Origin of the sequence: Streptomyces sp. NPDC087859, from assembly GCF_044742595.1 — a bacterium.
Classification (GTDB): domain Bacteria; phylum Actinomycetota; class Actinomycetes; order Streptomycetales; family Streptomycetaceae; genus Streptomyces; species Streptomyces canus_F.
In genome coordinates this window covers 444711-461636 of sequence record NZ_JBIUUU010000007.1, presented here as the reverse complement: position 1 = coordinate 461636, position 16926 = coordinate 444711, and the positions used below count along the sequence as shown (strand labels likewise).

General features: G+C 70.6%; 15 protein-coding genes. 4 read left to right on the top strand and 11 right to left on the bottom strand.

The features are described from left to right. Positions 1 to 124 precede the first annotated feature (124 nt). Complete coding sequence (locus tag ACIOHP_RS19825) at positions 125 to 739, top strand: class I SAM-dependent methyltransferase (protein WP_401889048.1); 615 nt, start codon at positions 125 to 127, stop codon at positions 737 to 739. Here the strand turns inward: ACIOHP_RS19825 and ACIOHP_RS19820 are convergent. Together ACIOHP_RS19820 and ACIOHP_RS19815 are read right to left on the bottom strand one after the other, a co-directional pair. Then, positions 736 to 1239, bottom strand: coding sequence for a DUF402 domain-containing protein (locus tag ACIOHP_RS19820; protein WP_401889046.1), 504 nt, complete (start codon positions 1237 to 1239; stop codon positions 736 to 738). The two genes, ACIOHP_RS19825 and ACIOHP_RS19820, sit on opposite strands and share 4 nt — an antisense overlap. Then, the gene (locus ACIOHP_RS19815) at positions 1220 to 2149 is read right to left on the bottom strand and encodes a GNAT family N-acetyltransferase (RefSeq protein ID WP_401889043.1); all 930 of its coding nucleotides are present in this window, start codon (positions 2147 to 2149) and stop codon (positions 1220 to 1222) included. Before ACIOHP_RS19815 ends, ACIOHP_RS19820 begins: the two co-directional genes overlap by 20 nt. Before the next feature lie 72 nt (positions 2150 to 2221). Here ACIOHP_RS19815 and ACIOHP_RS19810 point away from each other — a divergent pair, with 72 nt between their 5' ends. Further along, positions 2222 to 2590 (top strand): GntR family transcriptional regulator, encoded by a 369-nt coding sequence (locus ACIOHP_RS19810; RefSeq protein ID WP_401889041.1) that lies wholly within the window; start codon positions 2222 to 2224, stop codon positions 2588 to 2590. Positions 2591 to 2627: 37 nt separating this feature from the next. On the opposite strand, the gene ACIOHP_RS19805 is transcribed toward ACIOHP_RS19810, so the two are convergent. Both ACIOHP_RS19805 and ACIOHP_RS19800 read right to left on the bottom strand, forming a co-directional pair. Beyond that, complete coding sequence (locus ACIOHP_RS19805) at positions 2628 to 3350, bottom strand: DUF72 domain-containing protein (RefSeq protein WP_401889038.1); 723 nt, start codon at positions 3348 to 3350, stop codon at positions 2628 to 2630. Positions 3351 to 3365: 15 nt separating this feature from the next. Continuing rightward, positions 3366 to 4460 (bottom strand): DUF5925 domain-containing protein, encoded by a 1095-nt coding sequence (locus ACIOHP_RS19800; RefSeq protein WP_401889035.1) that lies wholly within the window; start codon positions 4458 to 4460, stop codon positions 3366 to 3368. A gap of 158 nt (positions 4461 to 4618) precedes the next feature. On the opposite strand from ACIOHP_RS19800, the gene ACIOHP_RS19795 reads away from it, so the two are divergent. Further along, positions 4619 to 6040 (top strand): xylan 1,4-beta-xylosidase, encoded by a 1422-nt coding sequence (locus tag ACIOHP_RS19795; protein ID WP_401889032.1) that lies wholly within the window; start codon positions 4619 to 4621, stop codon positions 6038 to 6040. A 62-nt stretch (positions 6041 to 6102) separates the two neighbouring features. Here ACIOHP_RS19795 and ACIOHP_RS19790 read toward each other — a convergent pair whose 3' ends face one another. From ACIOHP_RS19790 to ACIOHP_RS19760, 7 genes are all read right to left on the bottom strand, one after another. Continuing rightward, positions 6103 to 9942: a lipopolysaccharide biosynthesis protein gene (locus tag ACIOHP_RS19790; protein ID WP_401889030.1), complete on the bottom strand. Its 3840-nt coding sequence runs from the start codon at positions 9940 to 9942 to the stop codon at positions 6103 to 6105. Continuing rightward, entirely contained in the window at positions 9935 to 10735 is an 801-nt protein-coding gene (locus ACIOHP_RS19785) for a polysaccharide deacetylase family protein (RefSeq protein ID WP_401889027.1), read from the bottom strand. The genes ACIOHP_RS19790 and ACIOHP_RS19785 overlap by 8 nt, the downstream gene beginning before the upstream one ends. Next, positions 10728 to 11717, bottom strand: a complete 990-nt coding sequence (locus ACIOHP_RS19780) for a glycosyltransferase (protein ID WP_401889025.1) — start codon at positions 11715 to 11717, stop codon at positions 10728 to 10730. Before ACIOHP_RS19780 ends, ACIOHP_RS19785 begins: the two co-directional genes overlap by 8 nt. Next, on the bottom strand, positions 11714 to 12535 hold the full coding sequence (locus ACIOHP_RS19775; protein WP_361548910.1) for a glycosyltransferase family 2 protein: 822 nt from the start codon (positions 12533 to 12535) through the stop codon (positions 11714 to 11716). Before ACIOHP_RS19775 ends, ACIOHP_RS19780 begins: the two co-directional genes overlap by 4 nt. A 376-nt stretch (positions 12536 to 12911) precedes the next feature. Then, the gene (locus ACIOHP_RS19770) at positions 12912 to 14009 is read right to left on the bottom strand and encodes a GNAT family N-acetyltransferase (protein ID WP_361548912.1); all 1098 of its coding nucleotides are present in this window, start codon (positions 14007 to 14009) and stop codon (positions 12912 to 12914) included. A gap of 1 nt (position 14010) precedes the next feature. Next, on the bottom strand, positions 14011 to 14433 hold the full coding sequence (locus tag ACIOHP_RS19765; RefSeq protein ID WP_361548914.1) for a hypothetical protein: 423 nt from the start codon (positions 14431 to 14433) through the stop codon (positions 14011 to 14013). Positions 14434 to 14611: 178 nt separating this feature from the next. After that, positions 14612 to 15814, bottom strand: coding sequence for a S8 family peptidase (locus ACIOHP_RS19760; RefSeq protein WP_361548916.1), 1203 nt, complete (start codon positions 15812 to 15814; stop codon positions 14612 to 14614). A gap of 317 nt (positions 15815 to 16131) precedes the next feature. On the opposite strand from ACIOHP_RS19760, the gene ACIOHP_RS19755 reads away from it, so the two are divergent. Beyond that, positions 16132 to 16926: an SGNH/GDSL hydrolase family protein gene (locus ACIOHP_RS19755; protein ID WP_361548918.1), complete on the top strand. Its 795-nt coding sequence runs from the start codon at positions 16132 to 16134 to the stop codon at positions 16924 to 16926.

Sequence of the window (16926 nt, the reverse complement as noted above, 5' to 3'; positions counted from 1 at the left end):
CCCTTTTGGGGAGAGTTACTCATCGGAGCGAATCTGTCAGTGGTGACCATCACGATTTCGACTGGCTTTCGAGTGGTGTTCCACCGCCGTCTGATTGTCAGTGCCGGGTGGCACGCTGTGGACCATGGCGAATCACAGGGAATTCGACACCGACACCGGTATGGATTGGGACGCGGAAGCCGCTTCCTTCGACGACGAACCGGATCACGGCCTGCGTGACCCCGAAGTGCGCGCCGCCTGGGCGGACCGGCTGCGCTCCTGGCTGCCCGGCCACGCCTGCGACATCCTCGACCTGGGCTGCGGCACCGGCAGCCTGTCGCTCCTCGCGGCCGAGCAGGGACACCACGTCACCGGCGTGGACAGCTCCCCGGCGATGGTGGACCTCGCCCGCGCCAAGCTCGCCGGACGTGACGCGGCGTTCCTGGTCGGTGACGCCGCGACACCGCCGGTGGGGGAGCAGCGCTTCGACGTCGTTCTCGTACGGCATGTGCTGTGGGCGCTGCCGGACCCCGGCCGCGCCCTGCGCCACTGGCGCGAGCTGCTGCGGCCGGGAGGCCGGCTGGTGCTGATCGAGGGCGTCTGGGGCGCGGTGAGCCCGACCGGGATACCGGCCGAGCGACTGACCGCCCTCCTGGAGTCCGTCGCCGCCCACGTGCGGGTCGAGCGGCTGTCCGGCGATCCCCGGCTGTGGGGCAGAGCCGTGACGGACGAGCGGTACGCGGTGGTGGCGGCCGTCTAGGCCAGCAGCGACTCCAGACCGCCGTCGACGGAGGCGAACGCCTCCAACTCGTCCAGAGCCGTCACCGCGGCGCCCGCCGCCTCGGGATCCCTCTCCGCCAGACCGCTCTCGGCGAACTCGTCCTCGTCCAGGCGCAGTACGTCCGTCCCGTCGGCGGAGCGCCACAGGTCCAGGTCGAGATCCTCCACGACGAGTTCGGCGCCGGAGCGGACGGCGGGACGGGTGACGTCGCAGTACCAGCCCTTGAGTGTGCCGTCGCCGGCGCGGACCTCCTTCACCGCGTACCAGCGGTCCCGCCAGTAGTGCTCCGTGAAGACGTCCCCGGGCTCGAAGCGGACGAAGCCGAAGTCACGGACGCCGTCGCCCGCCCAGGCGGCGCGGACCGTGACGTGGTTGCCGTCGTCGCCGACCAGCTCGGCCGGGTAACGGATCTTCGTGCGGCCTGCCTTGACCAGCACCACGTCCAACTGCTCCGTCGTCTCAGCCGAGTTCGCGGACATACCGAACCTCCGTGGCGCAGATCTCGTATCCGAACCATGTGTTGATGGCGATCATCGGGCCGTTCCCGGCGTCGTTGCCGGTGAACGCCTGGGTGAACCCCGCGGCGCGGGCGCGGTGCAGGGAGTCGTTCTTGGCGAGCTTGGCCAGGCCCTTGCCGCGGTGGGCGCGGGCCGTGCCGGTCATGGCGGTGCCGTAGCGGGTGCCGCCGTCGGTGCGGGCCAGGCTGAAGGCGGCGGGGCGGCCGTCGACCACGGCGACCGAGGTCAGCTCGGGGCTCATCAGCGGCTGCCGCCAGGTCTCCCGGAGCCACGCCTCGTAGTCCGTGAACTCGTAGTCGACATCGCTCGGTTCGTCCGCCAGCGTCTCCGAGTCCAACTCGAACAGCGGGCGCGGGTCGTCCGCGAAGTCGGCGCCGGTGCGCAGTTCGACGCCCGGCGGTGGGTCCTGGAGCGGGGGCAGGGTGCCGTTCGCCAGGTCCAGGCGGAGGAAGTGCGCGGAGCGGCTCGCGCGGTAGCCGTGCCGTTCGGCGAAGGCGCGGTTGCCCGGCCCGTCCAGGACCCAGGCGAACAGCCTCGTCGCACCGTGGGCCGCCAGATGCTCCTCGGCGGCGCGGACCAGCAGCGCGCCGGCGCCTCGGCGCGTCCGCTCCGGGTGGACGTACACGTTCACGTAGCCCTGACCGGGCTCCGGACTGTCGTGCACCAGGCCGACCTGGGCTGTGCCGATCACCTCGCCGTCCGCCTCCGCGAGGAGGGGACGGTAGTGGGCGTCGGGGTGTATCCGGGCGACGTCGTAGGCGAGGCCGTCGGGGGTCGACAGGACGAAGGGCATGGCGAGGTCGCGGACCCGGACGAAGTCCTCGAAGTCGGCCCGCACGTCGGGACGCAGGTCGCGCACGATCACAGTCATGTGGCCGGACGCTACGGGGCGGATGTGTCCCGCTGCCTCTTATTTTCCGGCGGGTGCGGGACAATCGACCCCGTGACCTTGAAGATCCACATCGACGACAGCGCGCCGCCGTACGAGCAGGTGCGGGCGCAGATCTCCGGACAGGCGCGGTCGGGGGCGCTGCCGGTCGGGTACCGGCTGCCGACGGTGCGCGGCCTGGCCGACACCCTGGGGCTCGCCGCGAACACCGTCGCCAAGGCGTACCGGGCGCTGGAGACGGACGGGGTGATCGAGACGCGGGGGCGCAACGGCACGTTCGTCGCGGCGGCGGGCTCCGCGGCGGAACGCGAACTGGCGTCGGCCGCGCAGGCCTACGCCGAGCGGGCTCGGCGCCTGGGGACGGGCGAACAGGCGGCACTCGACGCCGTACGGGATGCTCTGCGGGCCGTCCACGAGGGCTGAGAGAGGACTGACAGGGCCGGGAGACGACGGAGAGGGATCAGCGGAGGATCTTCTCGAACGTCCTCGCGTCCTCCACCGCCGCCCCGTTCGGGTCGTTGTTGAAGTACGCGTACACGTCCTCGCCCTCGGCCCACATGTCCCTCATCCGCCCCGCCCATGTCTCCAGCGACCGCCTGCCGTACCGCGGCCACTCCTTCGCACGCCCCTCGTGGAAGCGGACGTACCCCCAGTGCGCCGTCCGCCACAGCGGTGTCACAGGGCGGGCGCGTACGTCCGCCCAGCACAGGGCCGCACCCCGGGACTCCAGGACCCCGCGGGTCCGCGGCGTCCACCAGGACTCGTGCCGGGGCTCCACCGCCACCCGTGTCGACGAGGGGAAGCAGGCGAGGCAGGCGTCCAGCAGATCGGTGTCGGCCCGGAGCGTCGGGGGCAGCTGGAGGAGGACCGGGCCCAGACGGGCGCCCAGGCCCTCGGCGTGGGCCAGCAGACGGCGCACCGGCTCCTCGGGGTCCCGCAGGCGCTTGATGTGGGTGAGGTAGCGGCTCGCCTTGACCGCGATCACGAAGTCCCGCGGCACCCGGTCGCGCCACGACGCGAAGGTCTCCCGCGACGGCAGCCGGTAGAAGGCGTTGTTGATCTCGACCGTCGAGAACTGTCCCGCGTACTCCTCCAGCCAGAGGCGCATCGGGCACCCGGAGGGATACAGGACACCCCGCCAGTCCTTGTACTGCCACCCCGACGTGCCGACGAACAGGGTCATACGGCCATCAAAGCACTACAGGTACAGCCCCGCGTCCGCGTCGCCCCGGGGCTCCGGCAGTGTCGTCGGCGACGTGCCGCGGCGCAGCGCGTACAGCTCCGCCAGCGTCGCCCCCTCGCGGCCCACGCCCTCCTCCGTGCCCAGCCAGTCGATCGCCTCGCGGCGGGTCAGCGGGCCCACCTCGATGCGGGCCAGACAGCGGCCGGGGCGGACGACGGCCGGGTGCAGACGCTCCAGGTCCTCGTTGGTGGTGACACCGACCAGGACGTTGCGGCCCTGGCCCAGCAGGCCGTCGGTCAGGTTCAGCAGCCGTGACAGGGCCTGGCCCGCCGTGTGCTTGGCCTCGCCGCGGATCAGTTCGTCGCAGTCCTCCAGGAGCAGCAGCCGCCAGCGGCCCTTGCCCGTGGAGTCGTCCTCGCCGATCGCGATGTCCATCAGATAGCCGACGTCGGTGAAGAGCCGCTCGGGGTCCAGTACGCAGTCCACCTGGCACCAGTCCCGCCAGGACCGGGCCAGGGTCCGCAGCGCCGACGTCTTGCCGGTGCCCGGCGGGCCGTGCAGCAGGAGCAGCCGGCCCGCGATGCCCTCCGGGGTCGTGCCCATCAGGCTCTGCATCGCCTCCGCCACCGGCGCCGTGTAGTTCTCCCGCACCTCGTCCCAGGTGCCGGCCGCGATCTGCCGGGTCGTGCGGTGCGGGCCGCGGCGCGGTGAGTAGTACCAGAAGCCCATGTTCACGTTCTCGGGCTGCGGCTCGGGTTCGTCCGACGCGCCCTCGGTGGCCTGGTCGAGGACCTTCTGCGCGAGCTCGGCGCTGGTCGCCGTGACGGTGACGTCCGCGCCGCGGTTCCAGCGGGAGACCAGCAGGGTCCAGCCGTCGCCCTCCGCCAGGGTCGCGCTGCGGTCGTCGTCGCGGGCGATGCGCAGCACCCGGGCGTTGTCCGGGAGCAACGTCGCCCCGGACCGGACCCGGTCGATGTTCGCCGCGTGCGAGTACGGCTGCTCGCCCGTCGCGAAGCGGCCGAGGAACAGCGCGTCGACGACGTCGGACGGCGAGTCGCTGTCGTCGACGTTGAGCCGGATCGGCAGAGCGTCGTGCAGGTTGGCAGACATGCCCGCCATGATCCGGCACGAGGGCGTCGCATGCATCCGGTTTCCGCGTTGCGTCCGGTGTGTCGGGTGAGACCGTTTACGGGGCCTCCGTCCTGTTACAGAGCTGTGCATCTCAAAGCTCTGCCGTAGCTGTGGCCCCCCGATTACTGTTGCCCTTGATGGGACGTCATGGGTGGAATTCGGGGGCACGGCGGTGGCGGCTCACCGCACTGCTCGGAGTGGGTGCGGCGGCGCTGGCCCTGGTCGTGACCCTCCTCAACACGCTTCCCGGGAACAGCGCGAACACCGACGGCACCACACGCAACGGCAGCAAGGCGCACGGCACCCCCACCAGCACACCGGACGCGGAGAACCCCGAGGTGGGCTGGGGCTTCACCCACACCCAGTTCAGCGCCGACGAGGGCGCCGCCACCGCGGTCGAGCGGGTCGAGGGGCGGCTCGCGGACCTCGGCGGGCTGCCGCAGAACCAGCACGTCATGGGGTGGGGCGCGGACAACCCCGAGCCGGTCAAGGGGCGTTACGACTTCGAGGACATGGACCGCCGGATCGACTTCATCCGCGCCTCCGGCTCCACCCCGGTCGTCACCCTGTGCTGTGCCCCGGACTGGATGAAGGGCGGCGAGTCCGGCGTCGGCAACACCGACTGGAGCCAGTCCTCGCTGGAGACCGCGCCGGAGCCCGCGCACTTCGAGGACTACGCCGCGCTCGCCGCCACGGTCGCCAAGCGCTACCCGGATGTCCGGCACTTCATCGTCTGGAACGAGTTCAAGGGCTTCTGGAACGATGCCGAGGCCCGCTGGGACTACGAGGGCTACACCAAGCTCTACAACCTCGTCCACGAGGCGTTGAAGAAGGTCAACCCGCAGATCATGGTCGGCGGGCCGTATCTCGTGATGGACAGTCTCGACCCGCGCTCCGAGGACGCCTCGAAGACCTTCAAGGGCCCGTGGGGCGCCATGGACCAGCGGGTCCTCGACGCCTTCGACTACTGGAACAAGAACAAGGCCGGCGCCGACTTCGTGGTCGTGGACGGCTCCAGCTACACCAACGACGACGAGCTGCTGCCGGACGAGTTCGCGGCGACCGACAAGTTCACCGCGGTCAGCCGGTGGGTGCGCGAGCAGACCGGCGATCTGCCGCTGTGGTGGGCCGAGTACTACGTCGAACCCGCCGACAGCAGGGACGAGCGCGAGGGCTGGTCCGAGAACCGTCGTGTCGCCGTGCAGGCCGCCGGGATGATCGCGCTGGCCAAGGGCGGCACCACCTCCGCCTTCTACTGGAACCCGGAGAACGAGAACGGCACGGATTGCGCGGGCTGTCTCTGGACGCCGACCAGCGGCAAGGACGGCGGGCAGAAGCTGCCGATGTTCGATCTGGTCAGCCGGTTCGGCAAGGAGTTCCCGCCGGGCACGTCGTACCGGACGGTGTCCGTCGCCGCCGCCGACGTGCCGCATCTGCGGATCCTCGCCACCGACGACACGGTCCTGGTGGTCAACACCCTCGACCGGCAGATCAGCGCGAAGGTGGACGGCAAGACCTTCGACATGGCGGCCTACGAGGTCAAGTGGCTCACCCGCTGAGCCACGCAGAGGTCGAGTGGCTCACCCGCTGAGCCACTCGACCACCGTCACCGCAACCGCCCTCACTTCATCGTCATGAACCGCTGCACCAGCGAGGCCAGCAGCACCGCCAGCAGCGGCAGCGAGAACCAGAAGCTGCTCTGCAGCCACCGCAGCTGCCGCACACTCGGCCGGACCGCGACCCGGACCACCTCGCGTGCCGTCAGCAGCACGATCAGCGCCAGCGCCGCGAGGCCCCCGACCACCGACCAGGGCGTCCACGTCACCTGCGGCCCGATCGCACCCGGATCCGCCTTCGGCGCCTTGCCCGCGGGCTGCTTGGCCAGCGCGTACATGGTCACGTCCGCGTTGACGAAGACCTTCTTCAGCTCCGCCCGCTTGTCCAGGTTCCGGATCAGCCGTGGCTCCCACGTCTTCGAGTAGCCGACGTCCAGCTCCAGATACGTCACCTGACTGCGGTTGATCATCAGATACGAGTTCGGCCCCGCGTCACTGAGCGCCTTGACCAGGCTCGACACCAGCACCGGGTCGGTCGGCGCCAGCGTCGGCACATACTCGATCCTCTCCATGTCCCGGGCGCCCCACGGCATCGCCGGCGTCACGTTGTCGACCGTGTCGTTGCTCAGCCACAGCAGCCGTACCGTCGGATCGTCGTGGGCGTACACGTAGTCCATGGCGGCGACCTCGCCGGGCCGGATCCGCTCGAACGGCTCGTTGCCCCAACGGGCGATCAGGAAGCCGCCCATGAGGAGCAGACCCGCCATGAGGGCGGCCAGCGGAGCCAGGCTCACCCGGTCCTTGTCGCGTTCCTTCGCCGTGATCCCGGTGCGCGGGAACAGGGCGAGACCCATCAGCAGGGCGGCGCCGGGCAGGGCGAACATGAAGACCCGCAGCGCCATCTCACCGCCGTAGGACTGCATGCCGAAGCCCAGGAACGGCACGAAGGTCAGGACGAGCAGCGAGCGCTCCCGGTAGTGGTGGTCGCGCCGGCGCCACCAGCCCCAGCAGGCGAACGCCATCACACCGCCGGCCAGCAGCACGCGGGTGTAGAGGACGAGCTTGTGCGTCGAACTGCCGCCCTCGATCCGGCCGCCCACCGACGACTGCACATTGCCGCCGACGCCGCCGACCCCGCCGAACAGTTCGTCGAAGTGCCCGGACCAGTACGGCTCGGCCATGAAGCCCACCCACACGGCCACCATGACGGCGAACAGGATGGGCAGGCCGCGCAGTTCGGACTTGCCGATCAGCACGAGGACCGCCAGCAGGCCCAGCATCACGAACGGGGTGAGCTGGTGGGCCGGGACGCTCGCCGCGAACAGCCCTATGACGACCATCAGCAGCACGGCCCGCTGACGCCGGTTCGTCGGCTCGACCTCCGCCTCGCCGGGCCGCTTCTTCGTCCAGAGCACGCGCGGGGCGCGGAAGTAGACCAGCAGGAGCGCCGCGAACACCAGATACAGGAGATACGTGAAGCCCTGCGGGGAGAAGTAGTCCTGGCCGACCCAGCCGCTGAGCACGAACACCCACAGGCCGGTCCACTTGGCCCGCCAGCTCGCCCGCATCGAGCGGACCAGCAGGAACATCGGGGCCAGATAGAGGAGCTGGATGGCCAGCGGCCACCAGCGGATCACCTCGGTGAAGTCCGTGACCCCGCAGGCCTCGGCGACGAACGCGGCCGCCGCGAAGAAGCCCGGCCAGCTCCAGCGCGCGTCCAGGTCGGGCACGGCGGAGCCGGTCCGGTCGATGTAGTCGAGGAAGCCCAGATGCTGCCAGGCGGTCGCGAACCGGGGTTCCGTCTCGATCACCGCGGGCAGCGCGTGCAGCGACACGACCGTCGCCAGCAGGGTGATCAGCAGCAGCGCCTTGTGCTCACGGGCCAGCCACAGCAGCGAGGCGAAGGCCACGGCCAGCAGCGCGGCGCCGACCAGCGTGGGCAGCGGCAGCACGGAGACCAGCCCGAGCCCGCCCATCTCGTCGAGGTCCGTCTCGCCGAGGCGCAGCGCGGGCACCCAGTACAGCAGCAGCGCGGCGGTCAGCAGACTGCCCAGCACCACTCCGACGCGGCTTGGCTGAAGGCGCTCGCGCCACGACAGGAGCGGCGGCTCCTCGGACACCGGCACCTCTTCCCGTACGGGCGGCTCCTCCCGTACGACCGGACGGGCGGCCTCGAACGGGGCGTCCACCTCCACCTCGGACGAGGCCTCGGACGACGCCTCGGACGACGTCTGGACCGGTCCCAGCGACGCCTCGGATCCCGGTTCCCGCGCCTCCACCGGCAGCCCCACCTCGGGCAGCTTCGCCCAGGTCGGCCGGTGCGGCTCGGCATGCGGCCGGGGACGCACCACGGGCGTGCCCGTGGGCGGTGTGCCCGGACCCGGCCGCACATCCGGCCGGCGTTCCAGGTGGTCGAAGTCGACGTGGATGCCGAGGCCGAGCGTGTCCTGGTCGAGCGCCCAGGCGGGCCCGCGCCTGCGGACGCCCAGCGTCACGGTGGCCTCGCGTGCCCCCAGGTCGGCGAGGTCCCCGTCGGGCGCCGCGTCCTCGGGGACGGCACCCGCGGGCGAGGCCTTGAGGATCCTGTACAGCTTGGGTGCGGCGATCGCCACGATCACCGCGAGCGAGGAGATCTCCGCGACACCGGCGCCGGTCAGCCCCATACGGGGGAGCAGCACCAGGGTCAGTCCGAGCACCAAGGCGCACAACAGGCCCTGGAGCCACGCCAGTCCGGCGGTGCGGCTCTGTGCGCGCAGCACCGCGAAGTACGTCTCCATGACGACCCGCAGCACCGCGCCGATCGCGAACCAGCGCAGCAGCGGGGTCGCCGCGTCGGCGTAGCCCGAGCCGAAGACACCGAGGATCCAGGGCGCTCCGAAGAACAGGACCGCGCACACCGGCAGCATGATCCGGGCCATGCGCCTGAGCGCCGCGCGGGTGTTGGAGGCGAGCCGGCCCGGGTCGTGGGAGCCCTCGACCGTGAGGGAGGCGCCCATGTTGATGGCGAGCAGGTTGACCGTGCCGCCGATCGTGATGGTGATGTAGAAGTACGCGTTGTCCTCGGAGCTGACCTGTGCGGCGACGATCACCGGGACGAGGTAGACCACGGCGAGCGAGAACAGGGAGCCCGTGTAGTCGCCCGCGAGGAAGCGCCCGATCTCCTTCACCGACGGCGGTCGCGCGTGGTTCTCGGTCGCCTTCACATGCCGGGCCACGAGCCGCCGGAACACCAGCCAGCCCAGCGGCAGCACCGACACCGCGATGGCCGCGACCCACGACACGAACACACCCATGGTGGGGATCGCGGTGGCGAAGGCGACCAGCAGCACCAGCTTCACCGCGGAGAACACGGTGTTGCCGACCGGCACCCACAGCGCGCTGCGCAGCCCGGTCAGCACCCCGTCCTGGAGGGTCAGTACCGACCAGGCGACCACGGCGAGCACGAAGAAGAGGGCGTGCGAGGGGTCGTTGAGGAATCCGTACGAGGGCCCCCACAGGCCGAGGGTGAGCAGGAAGACGCCCGCGGCCAGCGCCACGACCACCGAACTGCCCGCGTAGGTACGGAAGATGAGCCGCCCGGTGGCCCGGCCCGCGACCGGAATGAAGCGGGCCAGGGCGCCGGTCAGGGTCACCGCGGTCAGTCCCGCGAGGAGCTTCATCGCGGCGATCGCGGCGGAGCCCTGGCCGACCGCGGACTCGGAGTAGTAGCGGGCCGCGGCCAGCCAGTAGCCGAGGCCGAGCACGGCGGAGATCCCCGTGTTCAGCATCAGGGCGTAGGCGTTGCGGAACAGCTGGCTGCCGCCCGGCGACCGGCCGAGCCCGGGCAGCCGGAAGCGGCGCCCCGGCTGCTCGGGAGCCTTGGTCGCGGGCTCGGTGGCCTCAGGGGTGGTCGTCGTGTCAGACACGGGAACGGATGGCCTTTCGGCGGACCTGTCGTGCTCTGCGGACCATGGCGTACCCCTTGGTGAACGCGCGGTCCCGGGCGAAGTTGCGGGCGATGGCCCGGCCTTCGATCAGCCGACGGAACTCCTCGGCGTCCGTGCCGCGGCGCACGGTGACCCGCAGCAGCGCGTACGGCCCCTGGCGGCGGCGGGCGAGCCCGTTGCCGACGGCGAGGGCCTGGGCGTACCCCGTCTCGCGGACCTTCTCGCGCACCCGGCGGCTGGAGTAGCCGTACGGGTAGGCGAACGAGGCCGGGACGGTGCCGAGTTGGTCCGTCACGATCTCCTTGCAGAGGATCAGCTCACGGCGCAGCGCGTCGTCGTCGAGCTGGTCCAGCTGCGGGTGGGTGTGGCTGTGCCCGCCGATCTCGACGCCCTGCGCGGCGAGTTCGCGGACCTGCGGCCAGTCCAGCATGGTGTCCAGGGCGTGGCCGTTGTCGTGCGGGCCGCGCAGCCACCCCGTGGACACGAACAGCGTGGCCGCGAAGCCGTGCTTGGCGAGCACGGGCAGGGCGTGCCGGTGCACACCCTCGTAGCCGTCGTCGAAGGTGACCAGGACGGGCCGCTCGGGCAGCGGACGGCCCGAGCGCCAGCTCGCCGCCAGCTGCGCGGTGGTGACCGGGGTGTGCCCCAGGTCGCCGACGATCTCCATCTGCCGGGCGAACGCCTCGGGGGTCACGGACAGTTCGCGGGTCGCCTCGTTCGGGTCGGTCGCGATCGCGTGGTACATGAGAATCGGCACACGTGCGTCACCCATGCGCGTCCCCCTCGATCCGCGCCACCCGGAACGTGGCGCCGCCCCTGCGGGCCCGGACACTGCCCACCACGTACCCACCGGCGGCCGTCAGCACCCCCGCGACGATCGCGCCCGCGCGGCCCGCGCCCCCCGGCCGGGCCAGCGCGGCGTCGCGCAGCCCGCGCACCACCCCGGCGGGCAGCACCCGGGTGGTGTACCGGCGTTCGGACTCGAGGCCCTTGTCCGCGCCGACACTTCGCGCCACCAGCGCCTTCGACAGTCCCTCGGCGTAGGAACGCGTGCGGAAGTACCCGAAGTGCTCACGCGCCTCGGGCACCCGGTGGTGGATCACCGCACGGTCGTCGATCAGCAGGACCGCGTCCGGTCTGGCCCGGGAGAGCCGGATGCACAGCTCGGTCTCCTCGCAGCCCAGCGGCCGCTTGTCGCCGTCCCGCCCGATACCGGTGGCGAAACCGCCGGCCGCGTCGAACGCCGTACGGCGGAACGAGGCGTTGCCGCCGAGCACGTTGCGGACGCGGACCAGGCCAGGCGGCAGCCCCTTGTACGTGCAGCCCACCACCCAGTCGAACTCCTCGGGGAACCAGGCGGGACGGCGCCCCGACGCCCAGATCGGCACCGTACGGCCGCCCACGGCCATCACTCGCGGATCGGCGTACCCCGCGGCGAAGTGGCGCAGCCAGTCCCGTTCGGCGACGGCGTCGTCGTCGAGGAAGGCGATCACCTCGCCGCGCGAGGCGGCGATCCCGGTGTTGCGGCCCGCGGACAGGCCGCGGGGACCCGCGTTGGCGAGCACCCGCACCGTGCCGGCTTCCTTGTACTCCTTGGCCAGCCGGTCCAGGAGCGCCGCGTTGTGGTCGACGACCAGCAGCGTCTCGCGTGCCGGGTACGACTGCGCCGCGACCGAGGAGACCGCCGCGAGGATGTCCTCCCAGCGGTCCTCGGTGTAGACGCAGATCACGACGGAGACGTCGGGACCGCTCAAGACACCTCTCCCCGGACCGAGTCGAGCATGGGGGAGTGATGGGCCTGGCGGCGCAGCTCACGCCGGTTGGAGCGTTCGCCGAGGATCACCTTGAGCACCCGGAACCCGTCGCGCACGGCCCGCAGATTGCTCGCGCCGTGGATGCGCAGGTACTCGTGGCTCGGTATCTCCTGGACCTTGAGGCCCGCCTTGACCACCCGGATGTTGATCAGGGTCTCGATCTCGAAGCCGGTGCAGTCGAGGTCGATCTTGTCGAGGCAGTGCCGCCAGAACGCGTTGTATCCGTAGCAGAGATCCGTGTAGCGGGCGCCGAACTTGCGGTTGACGATCGTGCACAGCGCCCAGTTGCCGAGCTTGCGGATGAAGGTCATGTCGTCCGTGCCGCCGCCGTTGGCGAAGCGGGACCCCTTCGCGAAGTCCGCGCCCGAGAGCAGGGCGGAGACATAGCTGAGGATCTCGTTGCCGTCGGCCGAGCCGTCCGCGTCGACCATCACGATGATGTCGCCGGTGCACGCCTCGAACCCGGTGATCAGCGCGTCGCCCTTGCCCTTGCCGCGCTGCTTGACGACTTTGACCTCAGGCCACAGCCCGCGGGCCACTTCGACGGTGTCGTCGGTGCTGTTCCCGTCCACCAGGACCACTTCGTGGATCCAGTCGGGCAGGGTCTTGAAGACGTACGGAAGATTCTCCGCCTCGTTCATGGCGGGAATCACGACACTCACCGGTGGCGCGATCGCCAGGTGAGTGGAGACAGGCCGGTACTTCGCGGCCGTGGACGGATCCTGGCCCGTGGTCGCCGAGCGCAGAACAGAGCTCATGAGTCTGGTTCCCTCTCGTCCGGCTGGACCGCCCGCCCCTGGGCGGCCCGGCTGTTGTCCGGTTCGAAAGGGGGGTTGTTTCACCCACGGCATGCCGAAAGGGATCTCCGAGCACGCCCGGGTGAGCTGGCAAAGCCGGCCGACGACAGAAAAGGCCGCCGGTCGCGCGGCACGACTCGGTCACCAGTACGGTCACCGAGCACGGCACCCCCCTACCGCGCACCGCCCCGGTCCGTCGCGGTCCTTGAGCCCTCCCCTAGTACCGCTGGGTGACGTTCCGATGCGGGTGAGATGTACGACGGTATTGACGATTGAACCCGTATGGCAAGACCTGGAACCAGGCCTCACGTTTTTGATGGTTTGACCGTTACGGAACCTATTGGCTCCGCGAGCGGATCCTTCCCATCCTCTTGAGAATCCGGTCCGCCGGCTCGAAGAGCTCCGGCCGTGACTGGACGGTGTTGCGCAGCGCCCGGACCGGGGCGCGGCGCGCCCTGTGCCCGAGTGCGACCGGGTGACGCCGGGTCACCCACCCCTCCGACACGGTGATCTCCCGTGTCTTCAGGGAGTCCTTGTACTCCTTCTGGCCCCGCCCCAGATCCAGGTACGCGATGCCGTCCGCGGCGGCCGCCTCCGCCATCCGCAGATGCAGGACCAGGCCCGGCGAGTACTTCGAGAACGCCGGGTCGTACGCCGGGAACCAGCAGGCCAGCACCCGTTCGGTACGCAGTCCGAAGTGCGCCGCGATCGGCTTGTCACCCGCGTACAGCACCGACAGGATCCCTGCGAACGGATCGGAACGGGTGTGGAACAGCCGCTCCACGAGATGGGTGATCCACTCGTGCGCGAAGCGGTCGCTGCGCCCGGTCCTGCGGTACTGCGCGGACTTCCAGCCCATCAGGGTGCGCAGAGCCGCCGGATCCCGCTCGTCGTGCACATAGCGCACCTCGCCGGCATCCCGGCCGAGCCGGCGCTCCTTGGCGAGCGTGGTCCTGGTGAACTTCGGCGCGTGGGAGCGCAGATGGGCCAGATAGGCCTCGTAGCCCTGGTCGACGTCCATGACCGGCGACGCGAAGCTGCCGGTGGCCCCGACCGCGAACGCCTCCTGGCCCTCCACCAGGTGGTCGAACTCCCATACGGCGAGCCCGCAGGCGCGCAGCAGCTCCTGCGCGTCCCACGCGAACCCGGGCCGGTGCACCAGACCCTGGGCGTCCGAGACCCCGAGTCCGACGGCCCGGCCCACCCCGGTGACACTTCTCTGGAACGGGAAGAACGCGGCGGGCTCCCCGCCCTCGCGCACCACCGCGATCCGCACACCCCGCCGGTACCGGCCCACCGAGAGCGCGAACTCGGGGGACAGGAACGGGTTCGCCAGCTCAGGCGATCCCTGGAGATGGGCCTTGGACTGCGACGACGTCCACGCCGCCCGGTCGGCGGCGCTGAGCTCGCCGGGGCGGTACACGCTGATGTCCACGTCAGAGAGTCCGTCCCGTCGTCGTACGGCCGCCTCGCCGCCGTACCCAGACCAGCAGGAGAAGAAGGGCGCTGATCGCGGTCACGGCCACGATCCCGCCGCGCCAGGACCAGCGGTGCGTGGCGAGCATGCCCTGCGCCACCAGCATGTTGACGACGACCGAGCCCGCGAGCGAGGCGAGCGCCCGGCCGAGCGGTTCGAGGCCGCGCAGCGCGGCGGCGATCGCCACGGTCGGTGCCATCAGCAGGAAGAACAGGGTGAACGGGCCGCGCAGCGGTGAGTCCGAGCCCACGAGCGCGAGGATCGCGCCGAACCCGCCGACAGCCGTCGCGGCACCCGCGAGCAGCGGCGAGAGGTCCCTCTCCGGTCCTGTCCGCGCCTGCTCGGTGTCCGTTGAAGATCTTTTGGCACGTATCGTCTGCATTGGCGACTTTGCCCCCCGAAGCGCCGGATGCGAGGCTTCAATGTCGCGCAGGGGCGCCGGGGCCGTCAAGACCGAAAAGGGCGCGTATCGCGGTTGGTACGGACAATGAGACAAGTGTTCCCCGGAGGCGGAAGTCGCCTCCGGGGAACGGCCGTTCAGGTGGTGCGGTGCGGGAGCGTCACGGGACGAGCTTCAGGAGCCGGTTCGGCGAACCGGTGCCCGGGCTGGTGACCACGTTGGTGGTGGCACCGCCGGTGAGGGCCGTGGCGACCTGGGCCGGGGTGGACGAGGTGTGGCCCGCCAGGTAGACGGCGGCAGCGCCCGCGACGTGCGGGGTGGCCATCGAGGTGCCGGAGATGGTGTTCGTCGCGGTGTCGCTGGTGTACCAGCCCGCCGTGATCGAGGAGCCCGGCGCGAAGATGTCCAGGACCGAGCCGTAGTTCGAGTAGCTGGCCCGGGCGTCGGTGCTGGTGGTGGCGCCGACGGTGATGGCCTCGGTGACCCGGGCCGGGGAGTACGAGGAGGCGTTGGCGCTGCTGTTGCCGGCCGCCACGGCGTAGGTCACGCCGCTGGCGATGGAGTTGCGCACAGCCGTGTCCAGGGCGGTCGAGGCGCCGCCGCCGAGCGACATGTTGGCGACGGAGGGGCCCGAGTGGTTGGCGGTCACCCAGTCGATGCCCGCGACCACACCCGCCGTGGTGCCGGAGCCGGCGTTGTCGAGCACCCGGACCGCCACGATCTTCGCCTTCTTGGCGACACCGTAGGTGGAACCCGCGATCGTGGTGGCCACATGGGTGCCGTGACCGTTGCCGTCGGAGGCGGTGGTGTCGCCGTCGACCGCGTCGTAGCCGTACGAGGCGCGACCGCTGATCTGCGCGTGGGTGATGCGCACACCGGTGTCGATGACGTAGGCCGTCACGCCGGCGCCCGCGGTGTCCGGGTAGGTGTAGGTGCCCGAGAGCGGAAGCGCGGCCTGGTCGATGCGGTCGAGGCCCCAGGGGGCGCTGGACTGGGTGGCGTCCACGTGGACGCGCTGGTTCTGCTCGACGGAGGCGACGGCCGGGTCCGCTGCGAGTCTCTTCGCCTCGGCCGCGGAGAGGGTGGCGGAGTAGCCGTTCAGGGCGGTGCCGAAGGTCTTCTTGACCGCGCCGCCGTACTCCTTGACGAGGTTCTTTCCGGCGGCCGAGGTCGACTTGAAGCCGGTGGAGCCCTTCTTCAACGTGACGATGTAGCTGTCCTTGATCGCCGTGGGGGAGTCGGCGGCAAGGACCTTGCCCTCGGCCGGAGCGGCCTCGGCGGGGAGGGTGGTGAGCCCGCCGACGAGGGCGGCGGTCGCCAGGCTGGTTATCGCGGCGAACCGGAACTTACGCAGTTGTGCCATGCGAGGGAGTCCTCCTCTTAGGCGACGCGCGTTTCGTGTGGGGCGCGCGTCCGTGGGGGGTGCGCGCGTGATCGCGCACACGACCCGGAACGTCGCGTTCCCGTCCCGGGCTGGAGTAAAGACTGGGTGATCTACGGGGGTAGATCAAGGGAGTTGAGGGGCTGTCAACAAATCTGTCATGTACGCGCAATCAAACACGCCATGAACATATGCGGGTGCGATGAGTAAGGACGGAAAAGTCTTGGCATGGACACTTCCCGTCAACACGCGTAGTTGCTACGACGGTTGAGGCAGAGATCCTGCTAAAGGGAGGTTCCATGAGACGTTCCCGATTTGCCGCTTACGTCACCACGCTCCTCCTCGCTGTCGGCGCCGCACTGGCGGGGGCACCCCCCGCGCAGGCCGCCACAGGCCCGTACGTGGCCCTCGGCGACTCCTACTCCTCGGGAGTGGGCGCCGGCAGCTACATCTCCTCCAGCGGCGACTGCAAGCGCAGCACGAAGGCGCACCCCTACCTCTGGGCCGCCGCCAACTCACCCTCGTCGTTCGCCTTCACGGCTTGCTCGGGCGCTCGAACGGGTGATGTTCTGGCGAACCAGCTGGCCCCGCTGAACAGCGCCACCGCTCTGGTCTCCATCAGCATCGGCGGCAACGACGCCGGCTTCTCCGACGTCATGACCACCTGTGTGCTCCAGTCCGACAGCTCCTGCCTGTCCCGCATCAACACCGCGAAGGCCTACGTCGACGCGACGCTGCCCGGCCGACTGGACAACGTCTACTCGGCGATCAGCACCCGCGCCCCGAACGCCCACGTCGTCGTCCTCGGCTACCCCCGCTTCTACAAGCTCGGCACCACCTGCGTCGGCCTCTCCGAGACCAAGCGGAAGGCGATCAACGACGCCGCCGACTACCTCGACACCGCCATCCAGAAACGCGCCGCGAACCACGGCTTCACCTGGGGCGACGTCCGCCCCACGTTCACCGGCCACGAGCTCTGCTCCGGCAGCTCCTGGCTGCACAGCCTCAACTGGCTCAACATCGGCGAGTCGTACCACCCCACCGCGGCCGGCCAGTCCGGCGGCTATCTGCCCGTACTGAACAGCGCGGCCTGA

Excerpts from the sequence above, each read along its gene's own strand:
- ACIOHP_RS19785 (WP_401889027.1), bottom strand. The coding sequence starts at position 10,735 with ATGGGTGACGCACGTGTGCCGATTCTCATGTACCACGCGATCGCGACC.
- ACIOHP_RS19800 (WP_401889035.1), bottom strand. The coding sequence starts at position 4,460 with ATGTCTGCCAACCTGCACGACGCTCTGCCGATCCGGCTCAACGTCGAC.
- ACIOHP_RS19775 (WP_361548910.1), bottom strand. The coding sequence starts at position 12,535 with ATGAGCTCTGTTCTGCGCTCGGCGACCACGGGCCAGGATCCGTCCACG.
- ACIOHP_RS19805 (WP_401889038.1), bottom strand. The coding sequence starts at position 3,350 with ATGACCCTGTTCGTCGGCACGTCGGGGTGGCAGTACAAGGACTGGCGG.
- ACIOHP_RS19815 (WP_401889043.1), bottom strand. The coding sequence starts at position 2,149 with ATGACTGTGATCGTGCGCGACCTGCGTCCCGACGTGCGGGCCGACTTC.
- ACIOHP_RS19765 (WP_361548914.1), bottom strand. The coding sequence starts at position 14,433 with ATGCAGACGATACGTGCCAAAAGATCTTCAACGGACACCGAGCAGGCG.
- ACIOHP_RS19760 (WP_361548916.1), bottom strand. The coding sequence starts at position 15,814 with ATGGCACAACTGCGTAAGTTCCGGTTCGCCGCGATAACCAGCCTGGCG.
- ACIOHP_RS19820 (WP_401889046.1), bottom strand. The coding sequence starts at position 1,239 with ATGTCCGCGAACTCGGCTGAGACGACGGAGCAGTTGGACGTGGTGCTG.
- ACIOHP_RS19755 (WP_361548918.1), top strand. The coding sequence starts at position 16,132 with ATGAGACGTTCCCGATTTGCCGCTTACGTCACCACGCTCCTCCTCGCT.
- ACIOHP_RS19795 (WP_401889032.1), top strand. The coding sequence starts at position 4,619 with ATGGGACGTCATGGGTGGAATTCGGGGGCACGGCGGTGGCGGCTCACC.
- ACIOHP_RS19825 (WP_401889048.1), top strand. The coding sequence starts at position 125 with ATGGCGAATCACAGGGAATTCGACACCGACACCGGTATGGATTGGGAC.